The following is a 23,149-nucleotide window of genomic DNA, read 5'->3' as shown; positions in this document are numbered from 1 at the left end:
TTTAATTTAAATAGGGTTCAGTTAAAAATTACAAAATCATGCTCAGCTGTACTCTTTTTCTTGTTTCATCTACTTCTGTTACCTTTACGCGAACATGCTGATGAAGTTTTACCACTTCGTTTACATCTGATACAAATCCTTCTTTCAGCTGGGAAATATGAACCAGTCCGCTTTCTTTGATTCCCAGATCTACAAAGCACCCAAAAGCGGTAATATTATTGACAATTCCCGGAAGGATCATGCCAGTTTTTAAATCTTTAATGCTTTTAACATTCGGATCGAATTCAAATACTTTTGCTGCTTTTCTAGGGTCTAATCCAGGTTTTTCAAGTTCTTTCAAAATATCTTTAATTCCTAAGATCCCGATTTCGCCTGTCATATAGTTCTCGGGTTTTACAAGAGCTATTTTTTCTTTATTGGCTATCAGTTCATGGGTTTTAATACCTAAATCTTTTGCCATTTTCTCAACAATTCCATAAGCTTCAGGGTGTACAGCAGAGTTATCCAATGGGTTTCGGGCATTGCTGATTCTTACAAAAGCAGCGGCTTGCTGGAAGGCTTTTTCTCCAAGTCTCGGAACTTTTTTAAGCTGTTTTCTATCTTCGAATGCACCGTTTTCGGTACGGTAATTTACAATGTTTTCTGCCATTTTCTCACCGATTCCGGAAACATAACTTAATAGGGACTTACTGGCAGTATTTAAATTAATTCCCACAGAGTTTACACATTTCATCACAGTGGAATCAAGCTCATTTTTCAGTTGGGTCTGATCTACATCATGCTGATATTGTCCTACACCAATAGATTTGGCATCTATCTTTACTAATTCAGCAAGAGGATCAGAAAGTCTTCTTCCGATGGAAACTGCTCCACGTACCGTTACATCATACGAGGGAAACTCATCTCTTGCAATTTTACTTGCAGAATATACGGATGCTCCAGCCTCTGAGACTACAAAAACCTGCAAAGGTTTATCAAAAGCAATTTTTTTGATAAAGAATTCTGTTTCACGACTTGCAGTTCCGTTACCGATAGAAATAGCTTCAATGTTATAAGCATTTACCATGGAACGGATTTTTTTCATAGCCATTCCGCTTTCATTCTGTGGGGCGTGAGGGTAGAGGGTTTCGTTGTGCAGTAAGTCTCCTTTCTCATCCAGACAGACTACTTTGCATCCGCTTCGGTAGCCAGGATCTATTGCCAGAATTCTTTTTTCTCCTAAGGGTGGAGCAAGCAGAAGTTGACTTAAGTTTTCAGAGAAAATTTCAATCGCTTTTCTGTCTGCTTTTTCTTTGGCTTCCTGCAGGGTTTCATTGGAAATGGCAGGTTCCAGAAGTCTTTTATAACTGTCTTTTATTGCCAGTGCAATTTGTTCAGAACTTTCATTATTAGATTTGATAATGGCCTTTTCAATAAAGTCAATAGCTTCTTCTTTGTCTATGCCTACATTTGTTTTTACGAAACCTTCTGCTTCGGCTCTCAGCATGGCCAGAAGTCTGTGAGAAGGAGTTCTGCCAAGACTTTCCTCCCATTCAAAATATTGGGAGAATTTCTGGGCTTCTTCTTCGTCTTTTTTAGCTTTTATAACCTTGGAGGTCACTACTGCTTTGCGCTGAAATAGCCTGCGGAGGTTCTTACGGACATACATGTTTTCATTAATCCATTCTGCCATGATATCTCTTGCTCCCTGCAGTGCTTCTTCTTCAGAACTCACTTCGCTGTTAAGATATTTTGAAGCCAGAAAAAGAAGATCACTGCTTTTCTGACTCATAATGATTTTGGCTAAAGGTTCCAGTCCTTTTTCCTTGGCTGCATCTGCTTTGGTTTTCTTACGTTTTTTGAAAGGTAAATAAAGATCTTCTAGCTCCTGGATATCAAAACTTTCTTCTATCCTTTGCTGAAGTTCAGGAGTTAAAGAATTCTGTTCTTCTATTGATTTTAAGATCGATTCTTTTCTCTTGACAATGTCTTCAAATTGCTTGCTGATTTTTGAGATCTGCTCGATTTGTATTTCGTCAAGATTCCCGGTTTTGTCTTTTCGATAACGGGAAATAAAAGGAATGGTACAGTCTTCGGATAATAATTGTAAAGTATTGTTGATGCTCTTTTTGGAAATATTGAGTTGCTTCTGTATAAATTCTACGGTCGTCATTGTTCTGTTTTCGGATAGCTAAAATAAGGTTTTGGAATGAGAAAATGTAAATCGAAATGTATTAATCTCTTTTCATTGGTCTGTTAAATATATTTAAATAGATTGATAACTAATTTTTAATTTTCTGTTTCTTATGAAATGATGTTTGAATATTTACTTATTTATGCTCTCCTAAAATCTAATAACCATAATAAACATGAGAAAAATATTTACATTATTCATCTGTTATTCTTTTATGATCTCTTGTATCAACACTGACCCGGAAGTTCCTAAAAAATGTAAATGCAGCGTACAGGAATACGAACGGACTGTAATTTTAAAAAACGGTAATGATGGTACCTATACTGATTATTCTGATACGGGATGGACTGTAAAAGGAAATCCGCAGAAAGATAATTCCGAAGATTGCTCCAGGAATGGAACTCAAAAGAAGAAGGATTTCTCCAGTCATTATGATTCCCAATACAGATGGGATGTGTATCGCAAATGGATGTATGACTGCAAATAATATAAAAAATACCACATTTCTTGATGTATGTTAAGGCTCCTCCAAATAGGTTTTTCTATTTTTGTATCCGAAAACAACAAAATTTCAATAAACTTTTTAAAACAGTTCAATATGAAAAAAATTAGCGTAATTGCATTAGTAGGAGTAGGATTGCTTTTAGCATCATGTAATAAAGAAAAATCAGCAGAGTCTGCAGCGACAGCTCAGGAGCAGAAAGTAGCTGAAAGCAAAGGTGAAACACTGGCAGTAGATACAGTAGCTTCAGTAGTAAACTGGAAAGCATTCCATAAAGGAGGTATGGCACCTCGTTGGGGAACACTTACTGTAAAATCCGGAGATCTTAGTATTGATGGTGGACAAGTTGCTGCAGGAAACTTTATTATTGATATGAATTCTATCAAAGTAGATCCGGCTTCAGTAACAGAGAAAGATAAAAAACCAGCAGACCTTGAAGCTCACCTTAAAAATCCTGATTTCTTTGATGTAGCTAAAAACCCTACTTCAGATTTCAAAATTACAAGTGTTACAGATTTGAAAGAAGCACCAAAAGATGCTGTAGCAGGAGCTAATAAAACAGTAAGCGGAAACCTTACATTATCAGGAAAAACAATGAACGTTACCTTCCCTGCGAAAGTAGAGGTAGCTGAAAATTCAGCAGCTATTCAGGCTAAATTTACTGTAAACAGAGCAGATTGGGGGCTTAAATTCGGTACTTCTGAAGCAGATCCTGCAGAATGGATGATCAGCAAAGATATCGAGATTGCCATCGATGTAAAAGCTAAAAAATAAGTTATTTAAAGTTTAATAATTACTGGAGCTGCCTTCGTGAAGGCAGCTCTTTTTATTTAGATTTTTTTGTTCGCTGGATGAAGAAACTAATTGACAATCTTAGAATTCTGAATTCTTACACAATATTCACTGCCAAGATACAGTGGATTGCCGTGTTTCTCAGACCAGAATCCATCTAGGATGTCTTTATTAAGGCAGCGGTAAACAGCAACTCCTTTATAGATTTTATCATCTTCTCCTTCGTAGTTGAAATTAATTACTAAAATCTGATCTTTATAAAATCCTGTTCCATTTTGCTGGTGATCGCCAATCATCCACTGGGCAATAATACGATTGTTCTCATCAATAGTTAAAGTCAATATACCATGATAAGTTGGTGTAGAGGACTCCGCTTGGTTGCTTCCTTCAATAGAGTAGGTGCCCACCAGATCGTGTACTGTCATTGATTTATTTTTAGAAGAGCAAATTTAAACATTAAGATCATTAAAATAGTCTTCATTGTAAGTTTAAAAAATGAGAATGATTAATCTTGACCATACCTTATTTGTTAAATCTTTTCTTAGATGGGTTAAATTATCGGACATTTTTATAAGTTTGAGTACCTTCTCTAGATTAAACTTTATTTTTGCATCAAAATAATTGAAAATGGTTCCTTTTCTGTTGGTCATGAACTTTATTACATTTGGTGTCTTTGGTTTTGATAAATGGCAAGCCAAAAAACATCAATGGAGAATTTCCGAGAACATGCTTTTAGGAATCTCTCTTTTAGGAGGAATTTTAGGAGCGGCTTCCGGAATGATTCTTTTTAATCACAAAGTATCCAAAAAGTCTTTTCTAGTGAAATTCATTCTTGTGGTTTTAATTGATCTGGTGTTTTTTTATCGATTGATAAGGCATTGATATTAAAAATGTTAAAAATTTAAATATGATGTTTCGTGTTATATTTTTTTATATTTTTATCATGCTAATAACAAATAAACAAAACAACATGAGAAATCTTAGAAAAATTTCCAGAACTGAAATGAAATCAGTTCAGGGAGGAATCGTTAAAGGAATGGTAAGATGCAAAGATGCAGACACATGTGCCGTAAGATGGGGCTGGGGAACCGGCTTCTCCAGTAATTGTGCAGAGTTTGACATCATATGCGGTGAACCGCCTGTAATAGATCCATGCGAAATACAAGCTTGTGTATAAATAACTTAAAGAGTGTTTTTCGGACACTCTTTTTTATTGTCTTGTAAATAAGTATTTTAAACAAATTATTAAATATTTAGATAACTAAATATTTTTTCATTAAAATTCACTACTTTTGCACCCGTAAAAATCTTTTATGCAAAACATTAGAAATATTGCGATTATCGCACACGTTGACCACGGAAAGACGACTTTGGTTGACAAGATCATTCACGCTACCAACATTTTCAGAGAAAATCAGGAGAGTGGGGAGTTAATTATGGATAACAACGATCTTGAAAGAGAAAGAGGGATCACCATCTTATCCAAGAATATTTCTGTTACTTATAAAGACACAAAAATTAACGTAATTGATACTCCTGGTCACGCCGATTTTGGTGGAGAAGTAGAAAGAGTATTGAAAATGGCTGATGGGGTTATTTTGTTGGTGGATGCGTTCGAAGGGCCAATGCCACAAACAAGATTCGTACTTCAGAAAGCATTGGAATTAGGATTGAGACCATTAGTGGTTATCAATAAAGTAGATAAACCAAACTGCCGTCCGGACGAAGTTCATGATAAAGTATTTGACTTGTTCTTCAACCTTGAAGCTACAGAAGAACAATTGGATTTCCCTACATTCTATGGATCTTCAAAACAAGGATGGTTCAATACTTCATTAGAGCCAACTGAAGATATCTTACCACTGTTAGATGGTATTTTACAATATGTTCCTGAACCGAAAGTAACAGAAGGAAATCTTCAGATGCAGATTACTTCTCTTGACTTCTCTTCTTTCTTAGGAAGAATTGCAATCGGGAAAGTGACAAGAGGTGAGATCAAAGAATCTCAGTGGATTGGTCTTGCTCAGGCAGAAGGTAAAATTGTAAAAGGGAAAGTAAAAGAACTTTACGTTTTCGAAGGATTAGGAAAGAAAAAAGTAACTGAAGTACAAGCTGGAGATATCTGTGCTGTAGTAGGTTTTGATGCATTCCAGATCGGTGATTCTTTCGTTGATCTTGAAAATCCTGAGCCATTGGAAAGAACAGCAATTGATGAGCCTACGCTAAACATGACGTTCTCTATCAACAACTCACCTTTCTTCGGTAAAGACGGTAAATATGTTACTTCAAACCACCTTAAAGAAAGATTAACAAAAGAACTAGAGAAAAACCTTGCATTAAGAGTTCAGCAGACTGACGATGCCAATACATTCCTTGTATTCGGTAGAGGTATTCTTCACTTATCAGTTTTGATCGAAACAATGAGAAGAGAAGGGTACGAAATGACTATCGGTCAGCCACAGGTTATCTTCAAAGAAATAGACGGTGAAAAATGTGAGCCTTATGAATCTTTAGTTGTTGACGTTCCTGAAGAATTTGCTTCGAGAGTTATCGACCTGGCAACGCAGAGAAAAGGTGACCTTCACATCATGGAAACTAAAGGTGAAATGCAGCACATGGAATTCGAAATTCCTTCAAGAGGTCTGATCGGATTACGTTCTCAGATGTTGACAGCTACTGCCGGTGAAGCTATCATGGCACACCGTTTCACAGAGTACAAGCCTTTCAAAGGTGCTATCCCTGGAAGAAACAACGGTGTTTTGATCAGCAAAACTACCGGTCCGGCTACTGAATATTCTATTGCTAAACTACAGGATAGAGGTAAGTTCTTCGTTGATCCGGGAGAGGAAATCTACACAGGGATGATCATCGGTGAACAAAACAAACCTGGAGACCTGGTAGTAAACATCGTGGAAGCAAAACAATTGAACAACATGAGAGCTTCCGGAAAAGATAAAGATACCGGTGTTGCTCCAAAAATCTTATTCTCACTTGAAGAATGTATGGAATACATCCAGGGTGATGAAGCGATCGAGGTAACTCCAAACTTCATCAGAATGAGAAAGAAAATCCTTTCAGAAGAAGAAAGAAAAAGAGTAGAAAGATCTGCAAAAGCATAATCTGAATCTTATATATAAAAATCAAAGCCTCGATTTTCGAGGCTTTTTTTCTATACCACCCATTAAAATGCTTATTTTGGCATAATAATCTCTGAAAATAAAAATAAATTTTAAAGTAGTTTTGTGACTATGAGAATAAATAAATTAAAACTTATCGTTTTATTGGGCGTTTTTGCATCTTACACTACCTCATGTTCCGTTCAGAACAATGTTGTAAAAACACCTTCCACAAAGAATCCGACAAAACCAACCAACAATACAAACCCTCCAAAAGTAAATCCGGTAGCTGTAAAACCTGCAACAGGAACAGCAGCCTCAACTGAAGAAAATTTCAGAACCAATCTTCCGGAAATCAAAAGAGAATTCCGCGGAGCATGGATCGCGAGTGTTGCTAATATCAACTGGCCTTCGAGAAATGACCTTACAGTGGATCAACAGAAAGCAGAAGCAATCAGTATGCTTGATATGCTGAAGGACAATAATTTCAATGCGGCTATTTTCCAGATCAGACCTTCCGCAGATGCATTGTATACAAGTAATATCGAACCATGGTCTTACTTCCTGACCGGAGAAACAGGAACAGCTCCATATCCAAACTATGACCCGCTTCAGTTCTGGATTGAAGAAGCCCATAAAAGAGGTCTGGAATTGCATGTATGGTTAAACCCTTATCGTGCGCATCATACCAACGGTGGTGCTGTGAATAAGCTGTCAATGGCCAATAAATTGTCCGATATTGTGGTAAGACTAAAGAATGGAATGTACTGGTTCGATCCTGCCAATCCGAAAACACAAGGTCATGTTTCCAATGTAGTGAAAGATATTGTAAAAAGATATGATATTGATGCTGTGCATTTCGACGATTATTTCTATCCTTATGCTACCTATAATAAAGGTGCGGATTTTCCGGATAATGCAAGTTGGAGTGCTTATGTAAGCAGCGGTGGGACTTTATCCAGAGCAGATTGGAGAAGAGATAACGTGAATAAATTTGTAGAACGTATCTATAAAGAAATTCATGCAGAAAAAAATAATGTAAGATTTGGGATCAGCCCGTTTGGAATATGGAAACCCGGATATCCTGCAGGAATTGTAGGATCTTCTCAATATGACGAACTTTATGCAGATGCTAAATTATGGTTAAATAAAGGATGGGTGGATTATTTCTCACCACAGTTGTACTGGCCTATAGATTCCAAGGGACAAAGTTTTGAAGCCTTATTAAGCTGGTGGCAATCTGAAAATACAATGAACCGTCACCTGTGGCCAGGATTGAATACTGTTGAAATTAAAGTCTCAGACCGTCCTGCGGAAATTAAAAATCAGATCGCTATTTCCAGAAATATCCTTAAAAATGATGCCGGAGAAATTCACTGGAGCATTGCCGGGCTTACCAGAAACCCTAATATGCTTCCCGCTTTGAAAAACGGACCATACAATGAAAAAGCATTAGTTCCGAAATCTCCATGGATTAAAGCGGTTCCATTGCAGACTCCTACCTTGTTTATTGCTGATAATGGAAGCTTTGCTCAGACAAGCTGGAGTACAAAAAACGCCGCTGATGTATTTTTATGGGTACTTTTCACTCAATACAACGGAGTATGGCAAACAGAAATTTTAACGCTTGATACCCTTTCAAAAGAAATTCCTAAATCTAAAGACGGAAAAAAATTGAATGCAGTTGCAATCAAAGCCATCGACAGATTAGGAAATGAAAGTGATTATACGGCAAGAAAAATTAAATAGTTGGGTTAAAACCCGGTCACAATATGTCATTGCAAACCTTCAGGTGAAGCAATCTCAATAATAAATGTAAATACCAGTTCTCAAACAGAGCTGGTATTTATTTTAGAATAACTATAAATTATTAATTTAATTAATTGATAATCAGTTCTTTTTTAAAGTGAAGGGAGGGTTTTTAAGCCCCATAAGAACGTTATCGGAACTGTTTTTGCATGATTAATTCCATAATCACCAAAATATAACATTATGAATACTAAAAGACTTTCCGACAACATGGAAAAGGCACTCAGTGACCAGATGAACAAAGAAATTCACGCATCACACGTTTTTTTATCGTACGGAATTTGGGCTGATGATAAAGGATATCAGGGTATTGCCAATTTCCTTTACCGCCATGCTCAGGAAGAAAGAAATCACTCAATCAAATTTATGGAATATATTCTGAACAGAGGCGGAAAACCAAAGGTAGAAGCTATTCCTGCCCCTCCGGCAGATCCGGAAAACCTTACTGCTTGTTTTGACGGTGTTTTTAAGCATGAAGTGGATAATACCACCGCTATCTACAGAATTGCAGACCTTTCTATGGAAGAAAAAGACTGGGCAACCTGGAATTTTATGCAATGGTTTGTACAGGAACAGATTGAAGAAGAAACATTAGCTCAGAACTTAATCGATAAATTAAAAATTGCTGGTGGTGACAGAGCAACAGACGAATCTTTATTTACTTTAGATAAAACTTTACAGGAAGCACCCAATGATGTTCCGCTTGCTCAGAATGCCACAGGAGACAATCCATAAAACATCTGGTGAACCTAAACCATTTAAGATCTGTCAGAATACTGACAGATTTTTTTATTATGAAACTCTCTTAAAAATCACTATCTTTGCACACTCGTAATTCAAGGTTCTGAGTGCAACGTTTAAAGTTGAAGATTCCTTGAGTTACTCCTAAACCTTAAACTTTGAATTTTACAATATGAAATGTGGAATCGTAGGCTTACCGAATGTAGGTAAATCAACTCTTTTTAACTGTCTGAGCAATGCAAAAGCTCAATCAGCAAACTATCCTTTCTGTACTATTGAACCGAACCTTGGAACGGTTTCTGTACCGGATCAGAGATTGTTTGAACTGGAGAAAATCGTAAAACCTGAAAGAGTTTTACCCGCTGTAGTTGAGATTGTTGATATTGCAGGTCTTGTAAAGGGAGCCAGCAAAGGAGAAGGATTGGGGAATCAGTTCCTTGCCAATATCCGTGAGTGTGAAGCGATTATTCATGTTTTAAGATGTTTTGACAATGGAAATATTGTTCACGTAGAAGGTTCAGTAGATCCGTTAAGAGATAAAGAAATTATTGATATAGAACTTCAGCTGAAAGACCTTGAGACCGTAGGTAAAGCTGTTGAAAAAGCTAAAAAGTTCATCAAGTCTGGGAAGAAAGAAGATATTCTTACTTACGAAACGCTTCAGAATTTACAGAAATTTCTTGAAGATGGTAAAAATGCAAGAGAATTTGCTACTGATGATTTTGCAAAATCAATTATCGGAGAAGTTCAGTTGTTGACCAATAAGCCGGTGCTTTACGTTTGTAACGTAGATGAAAACTCTATCAAAAACGGAAACGAGTGGATCGCTAAGATTGAAGAAATGGCTAAAAGTGAGGGTGCTGAAGTAGTCGTACTGGCAGCACAAATCGAAGCTGATATCAACGAGCTTGAAACTTTCGAAGAAAGAGAAATTTTCCTTGATGAGCTAGGACTTACAGAACCTGGTGTAAACCGTTTGATCAGAAAAGCTTATGATCTTTTAAAACTTCAAACGTATTTTACAGCTGGAGTAAAAGAAGTAAGAGCATGGACGATCGGACAGGGATGGACGGCTCCGCAAGCAGCAGGAGTAATCCACACAGACTTTGAAAAAGGATTTATCCGTGCGGAAGTAATCAAGTATAATGATTATGTAAATTACGGTTCTGAAGTAAAAGTAAAAGAAGCCGGAAAACTTTCTGTAGAAGGTAAAGAATACATTGTTCAGGATGGTGACATCATGCACTTTAGATTCAACGTATAAGAAAAGTATTAAAGTTAGTTATATTAAAAAGCGCTTCCATGTATTTGGGAGCGTTTTTTGCATTCATTTGCTAAACTTGACTATGAGAATCTTTTATTTCGTAATTTTTATTGTATTTCTTTCCTGCTCTCCATCTGTTGAAAAAAAATGTTTTGCCAGAAGCCAAGATCAGGTTTTTGAAAACTATAAAGAACAGAAACCGTATACTGTAAAACAGATCCTGAAAGAAAAAGCAGATTATTTGGAAATCGGTAACCGTAAAAAATACCGGAGCTTTAAGCAAGATAGTACCGAATCTTATACCCATGCCGGATCTGAAGTATATGTAAAAATGGAAAAAAGACTGGATCATGAATTCAAAGTTTTCAGAGAGAAATTCTCGGACCAGTTTATGCTTTATTCCTTGCAGAAGGTAGATAATATAATGTATGGGTTAGGACGAAACAGAGTAGGGTTCTGGCTTCTGGCCATTGAAAATGAGAAGCCTAAAGCATATTTTCTGGGGTTAAGTTTTAGCCATTATTATATCAACGAAATTCAGGAGCTTCCCATTATTAAAAATGGATTTCTTCAGTTTGAAGGAAGTCTGGTGAAAATTGTAAAAATGGCCGGACTCCCCGGTTATGATGATTATTCTGCACTGGAAGACGGAAAACTGTTTAAAATAAATCTTAAAGCTTTAATGAAAGATTCCGATAAGGATGGTTATAATGATATTTTTGAAACAAGTTTTGGACTGAATCCAGATAATAATGATACAGATGGAGATGGGATCAATGACTTTGATGATATGAATCCTTTATTTAAATCTGAGAAGAATAAATTTACTCAGCTCTATGAGCTTTTACAGCCAAATAATGGGATGATTAATATGAAAAAATTGCATTTTACATTTCAGATTTATAAAACTGATTGTGATTATTTTCACCAGATTAATCCTGATTTCAGAGTGTTGTTTACCTCAGAAGATTATGATAAGCAAACCAATTATGTAAAAGTGACTGATGTAACGGACAGAAGTATTTCCAAAATTCAAACCCATGATAAAGATCGGAATGTTTTTTATATTTACGTTTCAGGAAGTGGCTTTACAAATGATTATGGTGCAGAATATATAAAGGGAAAATGGATGCTAAAGGATCTTGGGGGTACGGTTAGCTAAATGCATATCGATAAAAAAATCGCTTCCGGTAAGGAAGCGATTCTGGTGTCTTATCTTTAAAGAGGAATACCTATATCGAATCGGCACTTTGGCTCTATACAGGATAGAGAGAAAACCACACAGTTATTAACGATATCTGTACATCTTAACTCTGCCTGGCCGCTTCGGCACTCCGGTTCATAGCATAACGGATGAATTTGTGCACAAACTCTGCCGTTTGCTCCACCGGTACTACATATCATTACGCCTCCTTTAATGGTCTTCAGCTCTTTTTTATTGAGTTTTTTACCATTGTTTAAATGAGGATTTCTCATTCATTAAAGTTTTTATGGTTTAGTTTTTTTTGACTGATTACAATTCAATGCCAGGCTGGCACTGCAATTCTGCACAGGTAAAAGAAAATTTCTTACAAGTAAGATCTGGAAGCAGACACATTTCTTTTCCTCCGGTTATAACTCTTAATTGTTTTTTGTTCAATTTTTTGCCGTGCGTTAAATCTTGATTTTTCATACTGTTTTAATTGAGGATTAGTGAATGATAATATCCTAAGGTTGTGGTCTGCAAATTTTTTGTGCACAACCAACAGAAATCTTGGTACAGTTTCTGACATCGTCAGGTGGATAAGTTTCACATGGGAATTCCGTGCATGGTTGCGGTTCCATACAATCCAACATACCTCCCTGAATCATTTTTAACTGTTTTTTTTCAAGCTTTCTACCTTTGCTTAATTCTATCTTTTTCATAGTTTTTTGTTTATAAAATGGTACTTTAATTATAACTGCGGTCTGCACTCTTTCTGTGCACATTTTGGAGAAATAATCGTACATCCATAGGGATCAGACGATGGCTCACAAGGGGTAGGACATAAAACTGGTTCCATACAGTTAATAAGACCTCCTTTAATAGTTCTTAGTTCTTTCTTGTTTAATTTTTTTCCGATTTCACTGATTTGTTTTCTCATTGGATTGATTTTTAATGGGTTAGTTTCGACTAAAGTAATAAAAACAAATGAATTATATCACTGTGTATAGAAAAAAATGTGATTTTTTTAAATATTTATTATGATATTGATGATGAATATTAACTGTAATCGGCAAATACACTGAATTTTTCAATAGGTTAATAAGGTTTTATTTTTAAGGTTTAAATGACTTTTGGGCTTCGCCTGACAATCTGTAATCTTTTTCAAAAAGGTTGGTTGATAAGTTCGTATATTTGATTTTTACAAATCATTTGCGATGGAAAAAGTAGCACCTACCTCACTGGAAGATTTTTATAAAGAGATGGCTGCCAAACTGGGCAAAGATCTTGAAAGTATTTTCCCAAAAGGACTTCACAAAGACATCGGTCACTTTAATGTTTTTGATATTGCCCAAACAATCGAAAGAATAAAGACTACTTCTGAAATGCCATATAACAGAAGAAAATACTATAAAATAAGCTTTATAAAAGGAAAAAATAGGGCAGAATATGCAGATAAAGTCATTTCAATACAACAAAATGCTCTGTTATTTGCAACTCCAAAAGTTCCCTATCACTGGGTTCCTGAAGATCCCGATCAGTCGGGAAGTTTCTGTGTATTTACCGAAGACTTTTTCATTAAAGATAAATCGTACTACAATCTGGAAGATCTTCCTATATTTCAGCCGGGTGGAGTACCAATCTTTGAAATTGATAATGAACTGGCAGAAGAGATTGAAAATCTTTTTGAAAAGATTAAAAAAGAAATAGATTCAGATTATGTATTTAAATATGATCTTATCAGAAACTATGTTCTGGAGCTGATTCATTATGGACAGAAATTACAGCCTGCATCCAGAATATCAGCTTCAAAGGATGCTTCCATGAGAGTGGTTTCTTTATTTGTAGAATTGCTGGAAAGGCAGTTCCCTATTGAATCCTGGGAACAGAGACTGCAATTGAAAACTGCAAAAGATTATGCGGACAGGCTGGCAGTTCATGTCAATTACTTAAATAAAAGATTAAAGGAAAGCACCGGAAAGACCACCACAGAATTTATTTCGGACCGGATTATCCAGGAAGCTAAAATACTTTTAAAACAGACGAAATGGAACGTTTCAGAAATATCGTACGCTCTCGGATTTGAAGAGATTGCCCATTTTTCCAATTTCTTTAAAAGGAAAACTACTTTTACTCCATTGGAATTTCGTTCCTGATTTGAATTTTGCAAATTTCAGATTGATTCAAGCAAACACTTCAGTCTGAAAATATCCCAACTTTGTACCATCAAAATAATCAAAATACAATGAACACAAAAACAAATATTGCACTGGTAACCGGAGGAAGCCGTGGATTAGGGAGAAACTCAGCACTTAAAATTGCTCAAAAAGGATTAGACGTTATTATTACCTACAGAAGCAACAGAGAAGAAGCAGAAACGGTAGTGAATGAAATAAAATCAATGGGAAGGAATGCCGTTGCATTTCAGCTGGATACAAAAGACATCAAAAGTTTTGATAGTTTTGTAAAAAACGTAACAGATCATTTGCAACAAAACACGGGAAGTACTCATATTGATTATCTGATCAATAATGCAGGAACAGCCTTGTATTCTCCGATTACAGAAGTGACGGAAGAGCAGTTGGATGATGTGGTAGACATTCACTTTAAAGGAGTGTTTTTCCTGACTCAGAAACTATTACCTTTTATTAATGATGGAGGAGGGATTATTAATGTATCTTCAGGGCTGGCAAGATTTGCAACACCGGGGTCTTCTATTTATGGATCAATTAAAGCAGGTGTAGAAATGCTTACGAAATACATGGCCAAAGAGCTGGGTTCAAGAAAAATCAAAGCCAATGTTGTAGCTCCGGGAGCTATCGAAACAGACTTTGGTGGCGGAAGAGTAAGAGACAATGAAGAAATCAATGCCATGGTAGCTGGTGCTACAGCGCTGGGAAGAGTAGGTCTTCCTGATGATATCGGTGGAGTAGTTGCCTTCCTGTGTACGGAAGATGCAAGATGGATCAATGGACAAAGAATAGAAGTTTCAGGAGGAATGTTCTTATAGTTTGATACTGGTGATCACAATCAACCATTATCTTTAAATAAATCGGCTGGCTCATTCTGAGCCGGCCGATTCCGGATATGAAGTAATTTATTTTATTCAACAGCTTCAAGAGGCTCCGGCAGCTGGCATTTTTGTTCTGAACATCCGGGGCCGATGTATACGCAATACCCTGAAGAATTTGTACATCTTACATCACCCAGCCCTCCATTGAAGCTATGAAGCTCTTTTCGGGTTAATTTTTTTCCTTTGTTTACATTCTTGCTTTTCATGGTAGTTTTATTATTTTTTTTGATTTAGATAAAAATAAGAAAAACAAACTAAATAAATCACTATTTAATGATAAAAATAAACATTCGTTATTGATTATGATAGTATTATAAGATTACTGTCCGATAATAAGATTTAAATATCAATATTTATGTATAAATTAACAGGTCGCTCCTCCGGAGCTCTAATTTTAAGAACAAATACGTTCTATTATCAGTAAGCTCTCATAGGATCTGGATTGATCCCATCGGGATCTGCTGTTAGTGGAAAAAATGGAGCCCTGTAAACAATAAAGCTCCGGAGGAGCGACCTGCTAATCTGCTTTATTTCATCGGACAGGAATGATATTATAAATAAAAACTCCCATTGATTAAACAGATAAAGGCGGCAGTTTGATTTGCCAATCTGAAAAATCAACGGGAGATAGGTGCTGGTTATTAATAGATAGCTGTTAAAGCTTTGATAAATTCTCAAGCGCTTTTTCCAGCGTTTCCTGCTTCTTGGCAAAACATAGCCTGATTACATTCTCATTCAGCTTGTTTTTATAAAATGAAGAGAAAGGAACGCTGGCTACTTTATGATGGATGGTAAGCTCTGAAGCAAAATCAAAATCATTGTTGTCTGAAATTTTATCATATTTTACCGCCTGAAAATACGTTCCTTCACAATCCAGAAGCTCGAATGAACTACCTGCAAGACCTTTTCTCAAAAAGTCTCTCTTTTCCTGGAAAAATTGATTCAGATAAGTATAATGCTCATCATTTTTCATATATTCTGCCAGAGCCAGCTGGATAGGAGTGTTTACACAGAATACATTGAATTGATGCACTTTTCTGAATTCATCCGTTAAGATTTTAGGGGCAGCACAATAACCTACCTTCCAGCCCGTAACATGGAAAAGTTTTCCAAAAGAGGCTACAAGAAGGCTTCTTTCTTTTAATTCTGGATATCTACAGATGCTTACATGCTGTTTCCCGTCAAAAACAATATTTTCATATACCTCATCACTCAGAATAAGGATAGAAGTTCCTTTTACCAGTTCAATAAGTTCTTGTAAATCATGTTCTTTCAGGATTTTTCCTGAAGGGTTGTTTGGATTATTAAGAATAATCATTCTGGTCTTTTCACTGACAAGGTTTTTTACTTCTGCCCAGTTGATTTCATAATCAGGAGCTTTCATTTCAAATCGTTTGACAATGCCTCCGAAAAGATCCACCGTAGGCTCATAACAATCATAAGCAGGTTCAAAAATAATCACTTCATCATCCTTTTTAATAAATGAGGCAATAGCCGTGAAAATGGCTTGTGTGCCACCTGCAGTAATTGTTATTTCAGAATCCGGATGGTATATTGCCTGATGACTGTTTTCGATTTTCCGTGCAATTTCTTCCTTTAAACCAATCATTCCGCCAAGAGGAGCATATTGGTTGAAGCCTTTTTTAATAAAATGATCTACGTGATTTAACAATTCTGAATCCGGCATAAAATCAGGAAACCCCTGAGACAGATTGATGGCTTCATTTTCATTGGCAAGCTGAGTCATCTGACTAAAAATAGTAGTTCCAACATTGGAAAGTTTCGATAAAGGAAGTTGTATCATAAAAACAGTTTTGTTGATCGAATTTAATGAAATATTTACAACAGTCTGAACTTATGGTAATAAAAATTAGAAAATAACAGGTTAATTCGAATGATAGAAAATTTTAAGATCAAATGATTGGTTTCAGGGTATATAAATATCTAAACATTTGTTTAAATTTTCTTTTAAATCAATGGAAAGATACTTACATTTGTTAGACAACAACCATAAAACAATGACAATGAGTATTAAGAAGACAGAATTTCCCGAAAAGTCTATTTTATCTCCGGCAAAAAAAGATTTCGATTATATTGATAGTTTTCAGGGAGAACTTACAGATGTTGCCGGAAATATTGATATCTCAGAAATTGGAAAAGCTTTTTTTACAAGCGGACCGAAATGGGGAAAGAAAATGTTTGCATTCAGAAATAAAGCAATGGGAGTATTCGGCTTGAAGACAGGTTCTGAAAATGAGAGACAACAAACAGAGAAGAATTTTGAGTGCGAAGTAGGAGAGCGTGTAGGACTTTTTAAGGTGTTTGGTAAAACCAGCAACGAAATTATTCTGGGAGAAGATGACAAACATCTGGATTTCAGGGTTTCTCTTTTGATTGACCATAATAAAAGAGAGAGCAGCCAGAATTCCCTTACCATATCCACTACGGTAAAATTTCATAACTGGTGGGGAGTTCTGTATTTTCTGCCAGTTCGGCCTTTCCATAAACTGATTGTACCAGCAATGCTTAAAAATATGATCGGGCAGCTGGAAAAAAAAATGTGCACAGCCTAAGATATTAAGATAAAATGACCATCCTCATAACAGGATGGTCATTATTTTAAAAGGAATACACTTAGTAAGAGCTTAATAATACATCAATCTGTGCATTACTTACTCCTGCGGGCCTGTTCGCCTTAAGCTGAACACTTAAACTGCTTAATCCGTAACAATATTTGAGGAAGTTATTTTCAATATTTGCTAAGGTATAGCCGGTAACCTGGTCATTTACCGTTCCCATAGGTTGAGGACTGAATGACTGTCCCAACTCGTTGAAGTTATCAACTAAATTGATGAATAAGCTTGTATAGTCAGAATTTGTATTCAAACTCCAGAACTGATACCCGAAACGGTTAGGAAATACAGGAGGATTAGCCGGATTATAATTGGGAGTTCCATAATTCAAAATACCTCTTTCTCTGTATTCTATCCCTGTTACAAACCATTCTACAGCACATGGCCAGCTTTCCTGAAGCATAGAGTTAACCTGTGAATACTGAACTAATCCGGTGTTCATTTTGATCACATGAGATGTGTGGGCAAGTTCATGTACAGTAGTTGAGAAATAGTCATCAGAGTTGTATTCTGTAGTTGAACCAGGCTGGAATCTTGCTATTTTCAGGTAGGGAAAAGCAACATAATTAATTCCCTGCCAATCTTTAGCTGTATTCTTAGCTATAATGTGTGAACGGTTTCCACTTGGTCTGACAGGTCTTTGTAGGCCCCCAATATCTTTATAAAAATAGCGGTAGGCTGCTCTGAACATATGGCCCTGCATGTTTTCATATCCAGGCATGATGTCATGGCTCCAATGGTTACTTTTAATATTATTTCGTACAACATTGGAAGGCCTTACCATATTATCCTTTATGACAAAGTGCTTTCTATCCATATGCAGTTTAAAATCTACATTTCTGTTGTTGGGAAAAGGGGTGCCGCTCAATCCGTACTGACCGTTTGCATTGGTGATGCCTTCTCTGGTTCTCAAACTCCTTTTGGCGGTAACTTTGGCGCCTTCAAAAGGGATCAGTGTATTTAATCTTGTATCGAAGATCCGGATGGTACCATATATTGGGGCACCACCTCCACCGCCTCCAGGATTAGGGTTTGGATTGGGATACCATTGCCCGGGTTCTCCTATATTATCCCATGGCTTATAGTCACTTGGCTCCCAAGGTGTGAAGCCGGATAGATTTTCTGCCCTGTGGACCAGGCTATAGACGAATTTATAATTCATATTGCCCGTGCCTAAAAGTTCGATATCCTCCTCGGGAAGATACACTTCCTGAAGAATTTCATAGCTAACCCCGGCAGGTAAGGGAGTCTCGTTCTTTACAGTTGCGTATTGAGGTGTAGGCTGATCAGCGGGAACATCGGGATCATGATAGAATTTACCGACGACCAATACTTCTCTGTCCAGCGGATAATCATAAAGAATAAGGCCGGATTGCTGAAGTGCTTCCAGTTCATCCTCTGTGGTAGGATTGAATTTAATGTATTTGTGTGTAGAACGGATATTCACAGCAGTCAGTGATCTGTTGCCTTCTGCTTTGGGTTCAGCCAGTAATGATTTGTAGGCAGCCATCATGCTTTCAATCGTGTAAGGAACGGGGAGCTGTTCTCCTAATACCGTTGGTTCTCCTTCTTCAGCATATTTTGTTTCATCCTCTGAAGTGAGATTCCTGTTCATGAGTTGAGAATGGGAAGCTTCTGTGTTGTATTGTTCCATTGTATCGGAGCAGGATGCCGTTAAAAGGCAAGCCATGGCAATATAGAGGGTTATTTTTCTCATGTTTTTGATTTTTCAGTTTTTTTGCATTGTTTTCTGATCCGGTAATCATACTACCGGATGTTTTTCTTTAAAAAAATAACATTCCAATCTGCAGACTGGAATGTATCTTTAAATGGTTATTTAGGTTCAATCCATGGTAATCCATTCCATGGCATTGTGTAGATAAAAGGAATTCCTCCAATGGGTTGTGGATTGGGTGCAATGGGAGGCTGGGGCTGAGAAATAGCTCCAGGGCTGCTTGGGGTAATAAAACCTGTTCCTCCGATAATGGAGTTCATTTGATTTCTCTCGAGTACTTTTCTGGTGATTTTCATGATAATTTTTTTTGTTTAACATGACGAAAATAGAAAAGAGGCGTAATACAAAACAGGAACAATTAGTAAGTGTGGAGGATGAGCAAGCAAGTGCGCAGGAAATGCTTTTATTCCGTTTTTCCTATTGTAGAAAGAAAATCATTTTTTTTACGGTACGATACATCCAGAACAGATTCATCGCTCATTACTACCTGTCCGCCTCTCCCTTTAATGTATTCCTGCAGGTGATCAATATTGATAAGATGCTTATGATGTATCCTGAAAAAGTTCTGTTCAAGAAGTATAGGTTCAAATTCATGAAGGGTTTTGGATACCATGATTTTAGTTTTATTGGTAAGATAAAAAGTTGTGTAGTTTGAATCCGCCTCGCATCGGATAATGGAGGATATATCCACGATTTTAAATCCCTGAAGAGTAGAAAGAATGATTCTGTTATCTTTTAAAAGAGTAGGTTGTGAAGGCTGCATTTTTTTAATCTGATCCAACGCTTTATTGACGGCAATAATGAAATCCAATTTTTTTATAGGCTTTAAAAGATAATCTGTAGCCCCATTTTTAATCGCCTGAATAGCAAAATTTTCGTAAGCAGTGATGAAAATAATCTGGGAATGAACTTCATTTAGCTTTGATAGTAAATCGAAAGTGGTTCCATCACCTAACTGAACATCCAGAAACAAAATGTCGGGAGAACTTTTGATAAGGTAAATATAAGCTTCTTCAACGGAGGAAGCCTGAAATTCTATGTTGATCTCGGGAAATTCATTTTCCATAAGTAATGCAATATAATCTCTTCCATCTTTTTCATCGTCAACAATGCATGCCTGTATTTTATTTCTCATAAGGTTGTATATAAAGTTTGATTTGTGTTCCCTGTCGGTTATTTTCAGTAAGGGTATTGATTTCTAAAAATATATTGGTATCAAAAAGCTGTTTAAAAGTTTCAATCCTTTTATGAGAAAGTTTTACCCCAAAGGAGTTATCTTTTTTCAAAGTTTCCTTACTGGAGATTCCTATGCCATTATCTTCAATGGTAATACATAAAGAGACATTAGTATATTCAAAGCTGATGGTAATTTCTCCTTTTCTGTCTTTTAATCCTGAAATACCATGTTTAATGGCATTTTCTACGAAAGGCTGTATCAGTAAAGAAGGAATTGTCCAGTTTTGATCCACGTGTTCAGAAATGCTGATTTTATAATCAAAAAGATCTTTTACACGGAGCTTTTCCATACCAAGATACAACGTGAGATATTCCACTTCATCTTTAATAGACATGAAGGTCTTTTCTGAATAATAAAGTGTTTTTCGTATCATCTTGGCGAAAATATTCAGGTAGTTTTCTGTTTCGCGGTAATCTTTTTTATACAGTAGAAATTGAATGGAATTAAGACAGTTATAAATAAAATGAGGATTGATCTGAGCTTTAATTGCCTGAAGTTCAAGTTCAGCAATTTTCTTTTCATACTCCATTTTTTCCAGCTTCTTATTCCGTTTTTTATGCAGATAAGAAAAGATAACCATCAATAGCGCTCCGATAACGAAAATGGCTACTATCAGCCTGAACCACCATGTCTGCCAGAACAGAGGTTTTATATCAAAGGTGATGTCTGAAGAGGTGTAAGATTGTTTTCCGTTATATCCTAAACCGTAAACCCGGAAGGTATATTTGCCTGGCGGAATAGAGTTGAAGATGATTTTAGAAGAATTATTGATCTGCCATGAATTATTAAGGCCTTCCAGCTTATATTTATAGCTTATTTTTCCCAATGAACTATAATCAAGAAAGCTCAGATTAAAAATAACCGTATTGTGGGGGTAGGCAGTCAGACTTTTCTGTAGGTCATAATGCTCATTATTTTCAATGGATACCGAGTTAATGATTACTTTTTTATGAATGAATTTTTCCTGAGTCAGTAGTTTTTTGATGGAAAATATTCCAAGTCCTTTAGAGGTTCCAATGAAGATGGTGTCATTTTTTATTACGCAACCGGCTACTGCATCAGAAGGCAGTCCGTCTGTCTGGGTGAAGTTATTGATATGTTGATCCTTTCCTGCCAGTTCGATTCTGGATATCCCTGAATTGGTGCTGGCCCAGAAGGTATTTTTATTTTCTACCTCTATTTTTTTTACCTGGTCATTGATTAATCCATTATTCTTTCCGATTTTTTTTATAATTCCTTTGGCATTAAAAATAATAACCCCATAAAGGTTGGTAGATCCCAAATATGTATCATCATCTAATTTTTTGATATCCGTAAAATAGTATCCCTTTAAAAATAAAGTTTTTTTCCGGGTTCTGACATTATATTTGTACAGATCACTGAAGCTGCCGATAAACAGATTCTCCCTGTCATAAGGGAAAACCGTGTATACCCGCTCCTGAAATAGCGTGGTTATTTTTTTACTTTTTAAACTGTAGGTCAGTAAACCGCCTGAAGTACAGAAAAACAGGGAATCAGGGGTGTAAGAGACAATATTTTTGAGCGAACAGTATATTTTTTTAGAAGTGTTATTGGCCATATCATGAACAATAACCTTACCTGATAACCCGAAAATAGAAATAGTACCTTTTAAATAAACCGCAATATTTTCATCTTTATCTCCTTCGTCAAGGGTTATATTCTGTATTTTATTGTATTTGCTGATAAGAGCGCCGGCAGAATGATTGTAGCCGAGAAGAATATTTCCATTATCATTTGCAATGGCTTTTATATACTCAGAATTACTTTGTACAGGCAAATTGATATGATTGGCGAAAAGAGACTTTGAAATAAAAAACACACCATTATTCCGCGAATTGAACCATACATTGTCATCCTTGTCTACCAGAACATTATTGATCACATACCGATCCAGTATTTTGATAGGAGTATCGAGGGCTTTCTTCTTTTCAGTAAGGGATTGATTGAAATATAAAACCCCTCCATTGCTTATATTCAGCCACAGTTTATTATTTTTATCAATAAGTCCGTAGAAAACATTTTCTTGTGTACCACAATTATAAGACCGGATCTTTTTTAGACCTTCAGGAGCAGAGAGTTGATAAATTTCAATTGTATTTTTATGTAAGAACACAAACAGATCATCTTTTTCACAGATCATATTTCCAATACCTCCTTTCAAATGTTGTTTTTTTCCGGTAATGATATTGTAGACAAGTATTTCTCCCTGATGAGGATCATGTAAATAAAGATTGTAAGTGTGAGGTTCAAACCTGAGCGTTGCAAAAGATCTTTTCTCATACTCTAATGGAACCGGAATCTTTTTAACTTTTCCATTTTCGTAGGTGAAAATATTCTGAGGATTAAAATTTCCATAAAAATAAAGTCGGTTTCCGTCACGGGTAACTTTCGGAATTGAGCTGGAAAACTGGTTTTTTACATAATCATTAATGTTCAGATTGATAACGCAGCCGTTTTTTAAGTAAGCAAAATCATTCAGAAAGGGAAGGATGAATACCTCACCATTGGGCAAAGGCTCACAGGATATGATATCAATATTCTTTAAACCTTCTTTCTTACCGTATTGTTTAAATTCTTTTCCATCAAACCTGAATAAGCCATTATCACTGCCTATCCAGATAAAGCCATTTTTATCTTGTCTCAGATGATAGGTATAGGAGCAGTTTAATCCTTCCTCATCACTATAGTTCACCATCCCGGGGATCTGTGAAGAAAATAATGTGGAAAAGAATAAAACTATAGATAATGTGAGGAAAGTAAATAAATTTTTCACACGATATTGATAATTTCGTAAATATATAATTTGATTAATAATAATACAATGATTACAGCAGAATATTGAAAAAAACAAGTTGAAAAAATTCGGATAA

General features: G+C 36.1%; 23 protein-coding genes. 12 read left to right on the top strand and 11 right to left on the bottom strand.

All coding sequences use genetic code 11. The features are described 5' to 3' along the window. Positions 1 to 28: 28 nt before the first annotated feature. Positions 29 to 2,152, bottom strand: a complete 2,124-nt coding sequence (locus FB551_RS08560) for a Tex family protein (RefSeq protein WP_142016753.1) — start codon at positions 2,150 to 2,152, stop codon at positions 29 to 31. A 196-nt stretch (positions 2,153 to 2,348) separates the two neighbouring features. Between FB551_RS08560 and FB551_RS08555 the strand changes: the two genes are divergently transcribed. Both FB551_RS08555 and FB551_RS08550 read left to right on the top strand, forming a co-directional pair. Continuing rightward, a complete protein-coding gene (locus FB551_RS08555) occupies positions 2,349 to 2,660 on the top strand; it encodes a hypothetical protein (protein ID WP_142016751.1) in 312 nt (103 codons plus the stop codon). 111 nt (positions 2,661 to 2,771) lie between these two features. After that, entirely contained in the window at positions 2,772 to 3,449 is a 678-nt protein-coding gene (locus FB551_RS08550) for a YceI family protein (protein ID WP_047433425.1), read from the top strand. Positions 3,450 to 3,535: 86 nt separating this feature from the next. On the opposite strand, the gene FB551_RS08545 is transcribed toward FB551_RS08550, so the two are convergent. Continuing rightward, the gene (locus tag FB551_RS08545) at positions 3,536 to 3,892 is read right to left on the bottom strand and encodes a hypothetical protein (RefSeq protein WP_047435782.1); all 357 of its coding nucleotides are present in this window, start codon (positions 3,890 to 3,892) and stop codon (positions 3,536 to 3,538) included. 202 nt (positions 3,893 to 4,094) lie between these two features. Between FB551_RS08545 and FB551_RS08540 the strand changes: the two genes are divergently transcribed. The 7 genes from FB551_RS08540 (at position 4,095) to FB551_RS08510 (ending at position 11,559) form a co-directional block, all read left to right on the top strand. Beyond that, a complete protein-coding gene (locus FB551_RS08540) occupies positions 4,095 to 4,349 on the top strand; it encodes a DUF1294 domain-containing protein (protein WP_142016749.1) in 255 nt (84 codons plus the stop codon). 88 nt (positions 4,350 to 4,437) lie between these two features. Continuing rightward, positions 4,438 to 4,644, top strand: coding sequence for a bacteriocin-like protein (locus FB551_RS08535; protein ID WP_142016747.1), 207 nt, complete (start codon positions 4,438 to 4,440; stop codon positions 4,642 to 4,644). A gap of 136 nt (positions 4,645 to 4,780) precedes the next feature. Next, positions 4,781 to 6,586, top strand: coding sequence for a translational GTPase TypA (gene typA / locus FB551_RS08530; protein WP_047433422.1), 1,806 nt, complete (start codon positions 4,781 to 4,783; stop codon positions 6,584 to 6,586). Between the two features lie 129 nt (positions 6,587 to 6,715). Then, a complete protein-coding gene (locus FB551_RS08525; RefSeq protein WP_142016745.1) occupies positions 6,716 to 8,332 on the top strand; it encodes a glycoside hydrolase family 10 protein in 1,617 nt (538 codons plus the stop codon). 243 nt (positions 8,333 to 8,575) lie between these two features. Then, positions 8,576 to 9,127, top strand: coding sequence for a ferritin (locus FB551_RS08520; protein WP_047433420.1), 552 nt, complete (start codon positions 8,576 to 8,578; stop codon positions 9,125 to 9,127). Positions 9,128 to 9,305: 178 nt separating this feature from the next. After that, positions 9,306 to 10,397 carry a redox-regulated ATPase YchF gene (gene ychF / locus FB551_RS08515; protein ID WP_047433419.1) on the top strand — a complete coding sequence of 364 codons (1,092 nt, stop codon included), beginning with the start codon at positions 9,306 to 9,308 and terminating at the stop codon, positions 10,395 to 10,397. An 82-nt stretch (positions 10,398 to 10,479) separates the two neighbouring features. Further along, positions 10,480 to 11,559 carry a hypothetical protein gene (locus FB551_RS08510; RefSeq protein WP_142016743.1) on the top strand — a complete coding sequence of 360 codons (1,080 nt, stop codon included), beginning with the start codon at positions 10,480 to 10,482 and terminating at the stop codon, positions 11,557 to 11,559. A 56-nt stretch (positions 11,560 to 11,615) separates the two neighbouring features. On the opposite strand, the gene FB551_RS08505 is transcribed toward FB551_RS08510, so the two are convergent. From FB551_RS08505 to FB551_RS08495, 3 genes are all read right to left on the bottom strand, one after another. Further along, complete coding sequence (locus FB551_RS08505; protein WP_142016741.1) at positions 11,616 to 11,873, bottom strand: bacteriocin; 258 nt, start codon at positions 11,871 to 11,873, stop codon at positions 11,616 to 11,618. Between the two features lie 37 nt (positions 11,874 to 11,910). Beyond that, positions 11,911 to 12,069, bottom strand: coding sequence for a hypothetical protein (locus FB551_RS23240; RefSeq protein WP_167497836.1), 159 nt, complete (start codon positions 12,067 to 12,069; stop codon positions 11,911 to 11,913). 262 nt (positions 12,070 to 12,331) lie between these two features. Then, positions 12,332 to 12,520 carry a bacteriocin gene (locus tag FB551_RS08495; RefSeq protein WP_142016737.1) on the bottom strand — a complete coding sequence of 63 codons (189 nt, stop codon included), beginning with the start codon at positions 12,518 to 12,520 and terminating at the stop codon, positions 12,332 to 12,334. 277 nt (positions 12,521 to 12,797) lie between these two features. Between FB551_RS08495 and FB551_RS08490 the strand changes: the two genes are divergently transcribed. Both FB551_RS08490 and FB551_RS08485 read left to right on the top strand, forming a co-directional pair. Next, positions 12,798 to 13,736, top strand: a complete 939-nt coding sequence (locus FB551_RS08490; RefSeq protein WP_142016735.1) for a helix-turn-helix domain-containing protein — start codon at positions 12,798 to 12,800, stop codon at positions 13,734 to 13,736. An 89-nt stretch (positions 13,737 to 13,825) separates the two neighbouring features. Then, complete coding sequence (locus FB551_RS08485; RefSeq protein WP_047433415.1) at positions 13,826 to 14,590, top strand: SDR family NAD(P)-dependent oxidoreductase; 765 nt, start codon at positions 13,826 to 13,828, stop codon at positions 14,588 to 14,590. 92 nt (positions 14,591 to 14,682) lie between these two features. Here FB551_RS08485 and FB551_RS23235 read toward each other — a convergent pair whose 3' ends face one another. Both FB551_RS23235 and FB551_RS08480 read right to left on the bottom strand, forming a co-directional pair. After that, positions 14,683 to 14,859 carry a hypothetical protein gene (locus FB551_RS23235; RefSeq protein WP_167497835.1) on the bottom strand — a complete coding sequence of 59 codons (177 nt, stop codon included), beginning with the start codon at positions 14,857 to 14,859 and terminating at the stop codon, positions 14,683 to 14,685. 449 nt (positions 14,860 to 15,308) lie between these two features. Further along, positions 15,309 to 16,457, bottom strand: a complete 1,149-nt coding sequence (locus FB551_RS08480) for a methionine aminotransferase (RefSeq protein WP_142016733.1) — start codon at positions 16,455 to 16,457, stop codon at positions 15,309 to 15,311. Between the two features lie 220 nt (positions 16,458 to 16,677). On the opposite strand from FB551_RS08480, the gene FB551_RS08475 reads away from it, so the two are divergent. After that, the gene (locus FB551_RS08475) at positions 16,678 to 17,226 is read left to right on the top strand and encodes a DUF2867 domain-containing protein (RefSeq protein ID WP_052187062.1); all 549 of its coding nucleotides are present in this window, start codon (positions 16,678 to 16,680) and stop codon (positions 17,224 to 17,226) included. Between the two features lie 61 nt (positions 17,227 to 17,287). Here FB551_RS08475 and FB551_RS08470 read toward each other — a convergent pair whose 3' ends face one another. The 4 genes from FB551_RS08470 to FB551_RS08455 all read right to left on the bottom strand — a co-directional run bounded on the left by FB551_RS08470 (position 17,288) and on the right by FB551_RS08455 (position 23,052). After that, positions 17,288 to 19,003, bottom strand: a complete 1,716-nt coding sequence (locus tag FB551_RS08470; RefSeq protein ID WP_142016731.1) for a hypothetical protein — start codon at positions 19,001 to 19,003, stop codon at positions 17,288 to 17,290. A gap of 116 nt (positions 19,004 to 19,119) precedes the next feature. After that, positions 19,120 to 19,317, bottom strand: a complete 198-nt coding sequence (locus FB551_RS08465; RefSeq protein WP_047433412.1) for a hypothetical protein — start codon at positions 19,315 to 19,317, stop codon at positions 19,120 to 19,122. Between the two features lie 107 nt (positions 19,318 to 19,424). Beyond that, positions 19,425 to 20,156: a LytR/AlgR family response regulator transcription factor gene (locus FB551_RS08460; protein WP_142016729.1), complete on the bottom strand. Its 732-nt coding sequence runs from the start codon at positions 20,154 to 20,156 to the stop codon at positions 19,425 to 19,427. Next, entirely contained in the window at positions 20,146 to 23,052 is a 2,907-nt protein-coding gene (locus FB551_RS08455) for a sensor histidine kinase (protein WP_142016727.1), read from the bottom strand. The genes FB551_RS08460 and FB551_RS08455 overlap by 11 nt, the downstream gene beginning before the upstream one ends. Positions 23,053 to 23,149: the final 97 nt, after the last annotated feature.

The sequence above is a fragment of the Chryseobacterium aquifrigidense genome (genome assembly GCF_006716485.1).
Lineage (GTDB): Bacteria > Bacteroidota > Bacteroidia > Flavobacteriales > Weeksellaceae > Chryseobacterium > Chryseobacterium vietnamense.
The sequence above is the reverse complement of the archived record's forward strand: the minus strand, read 5'-3'. Positions and strand labels throughout refer to the sequence as shown.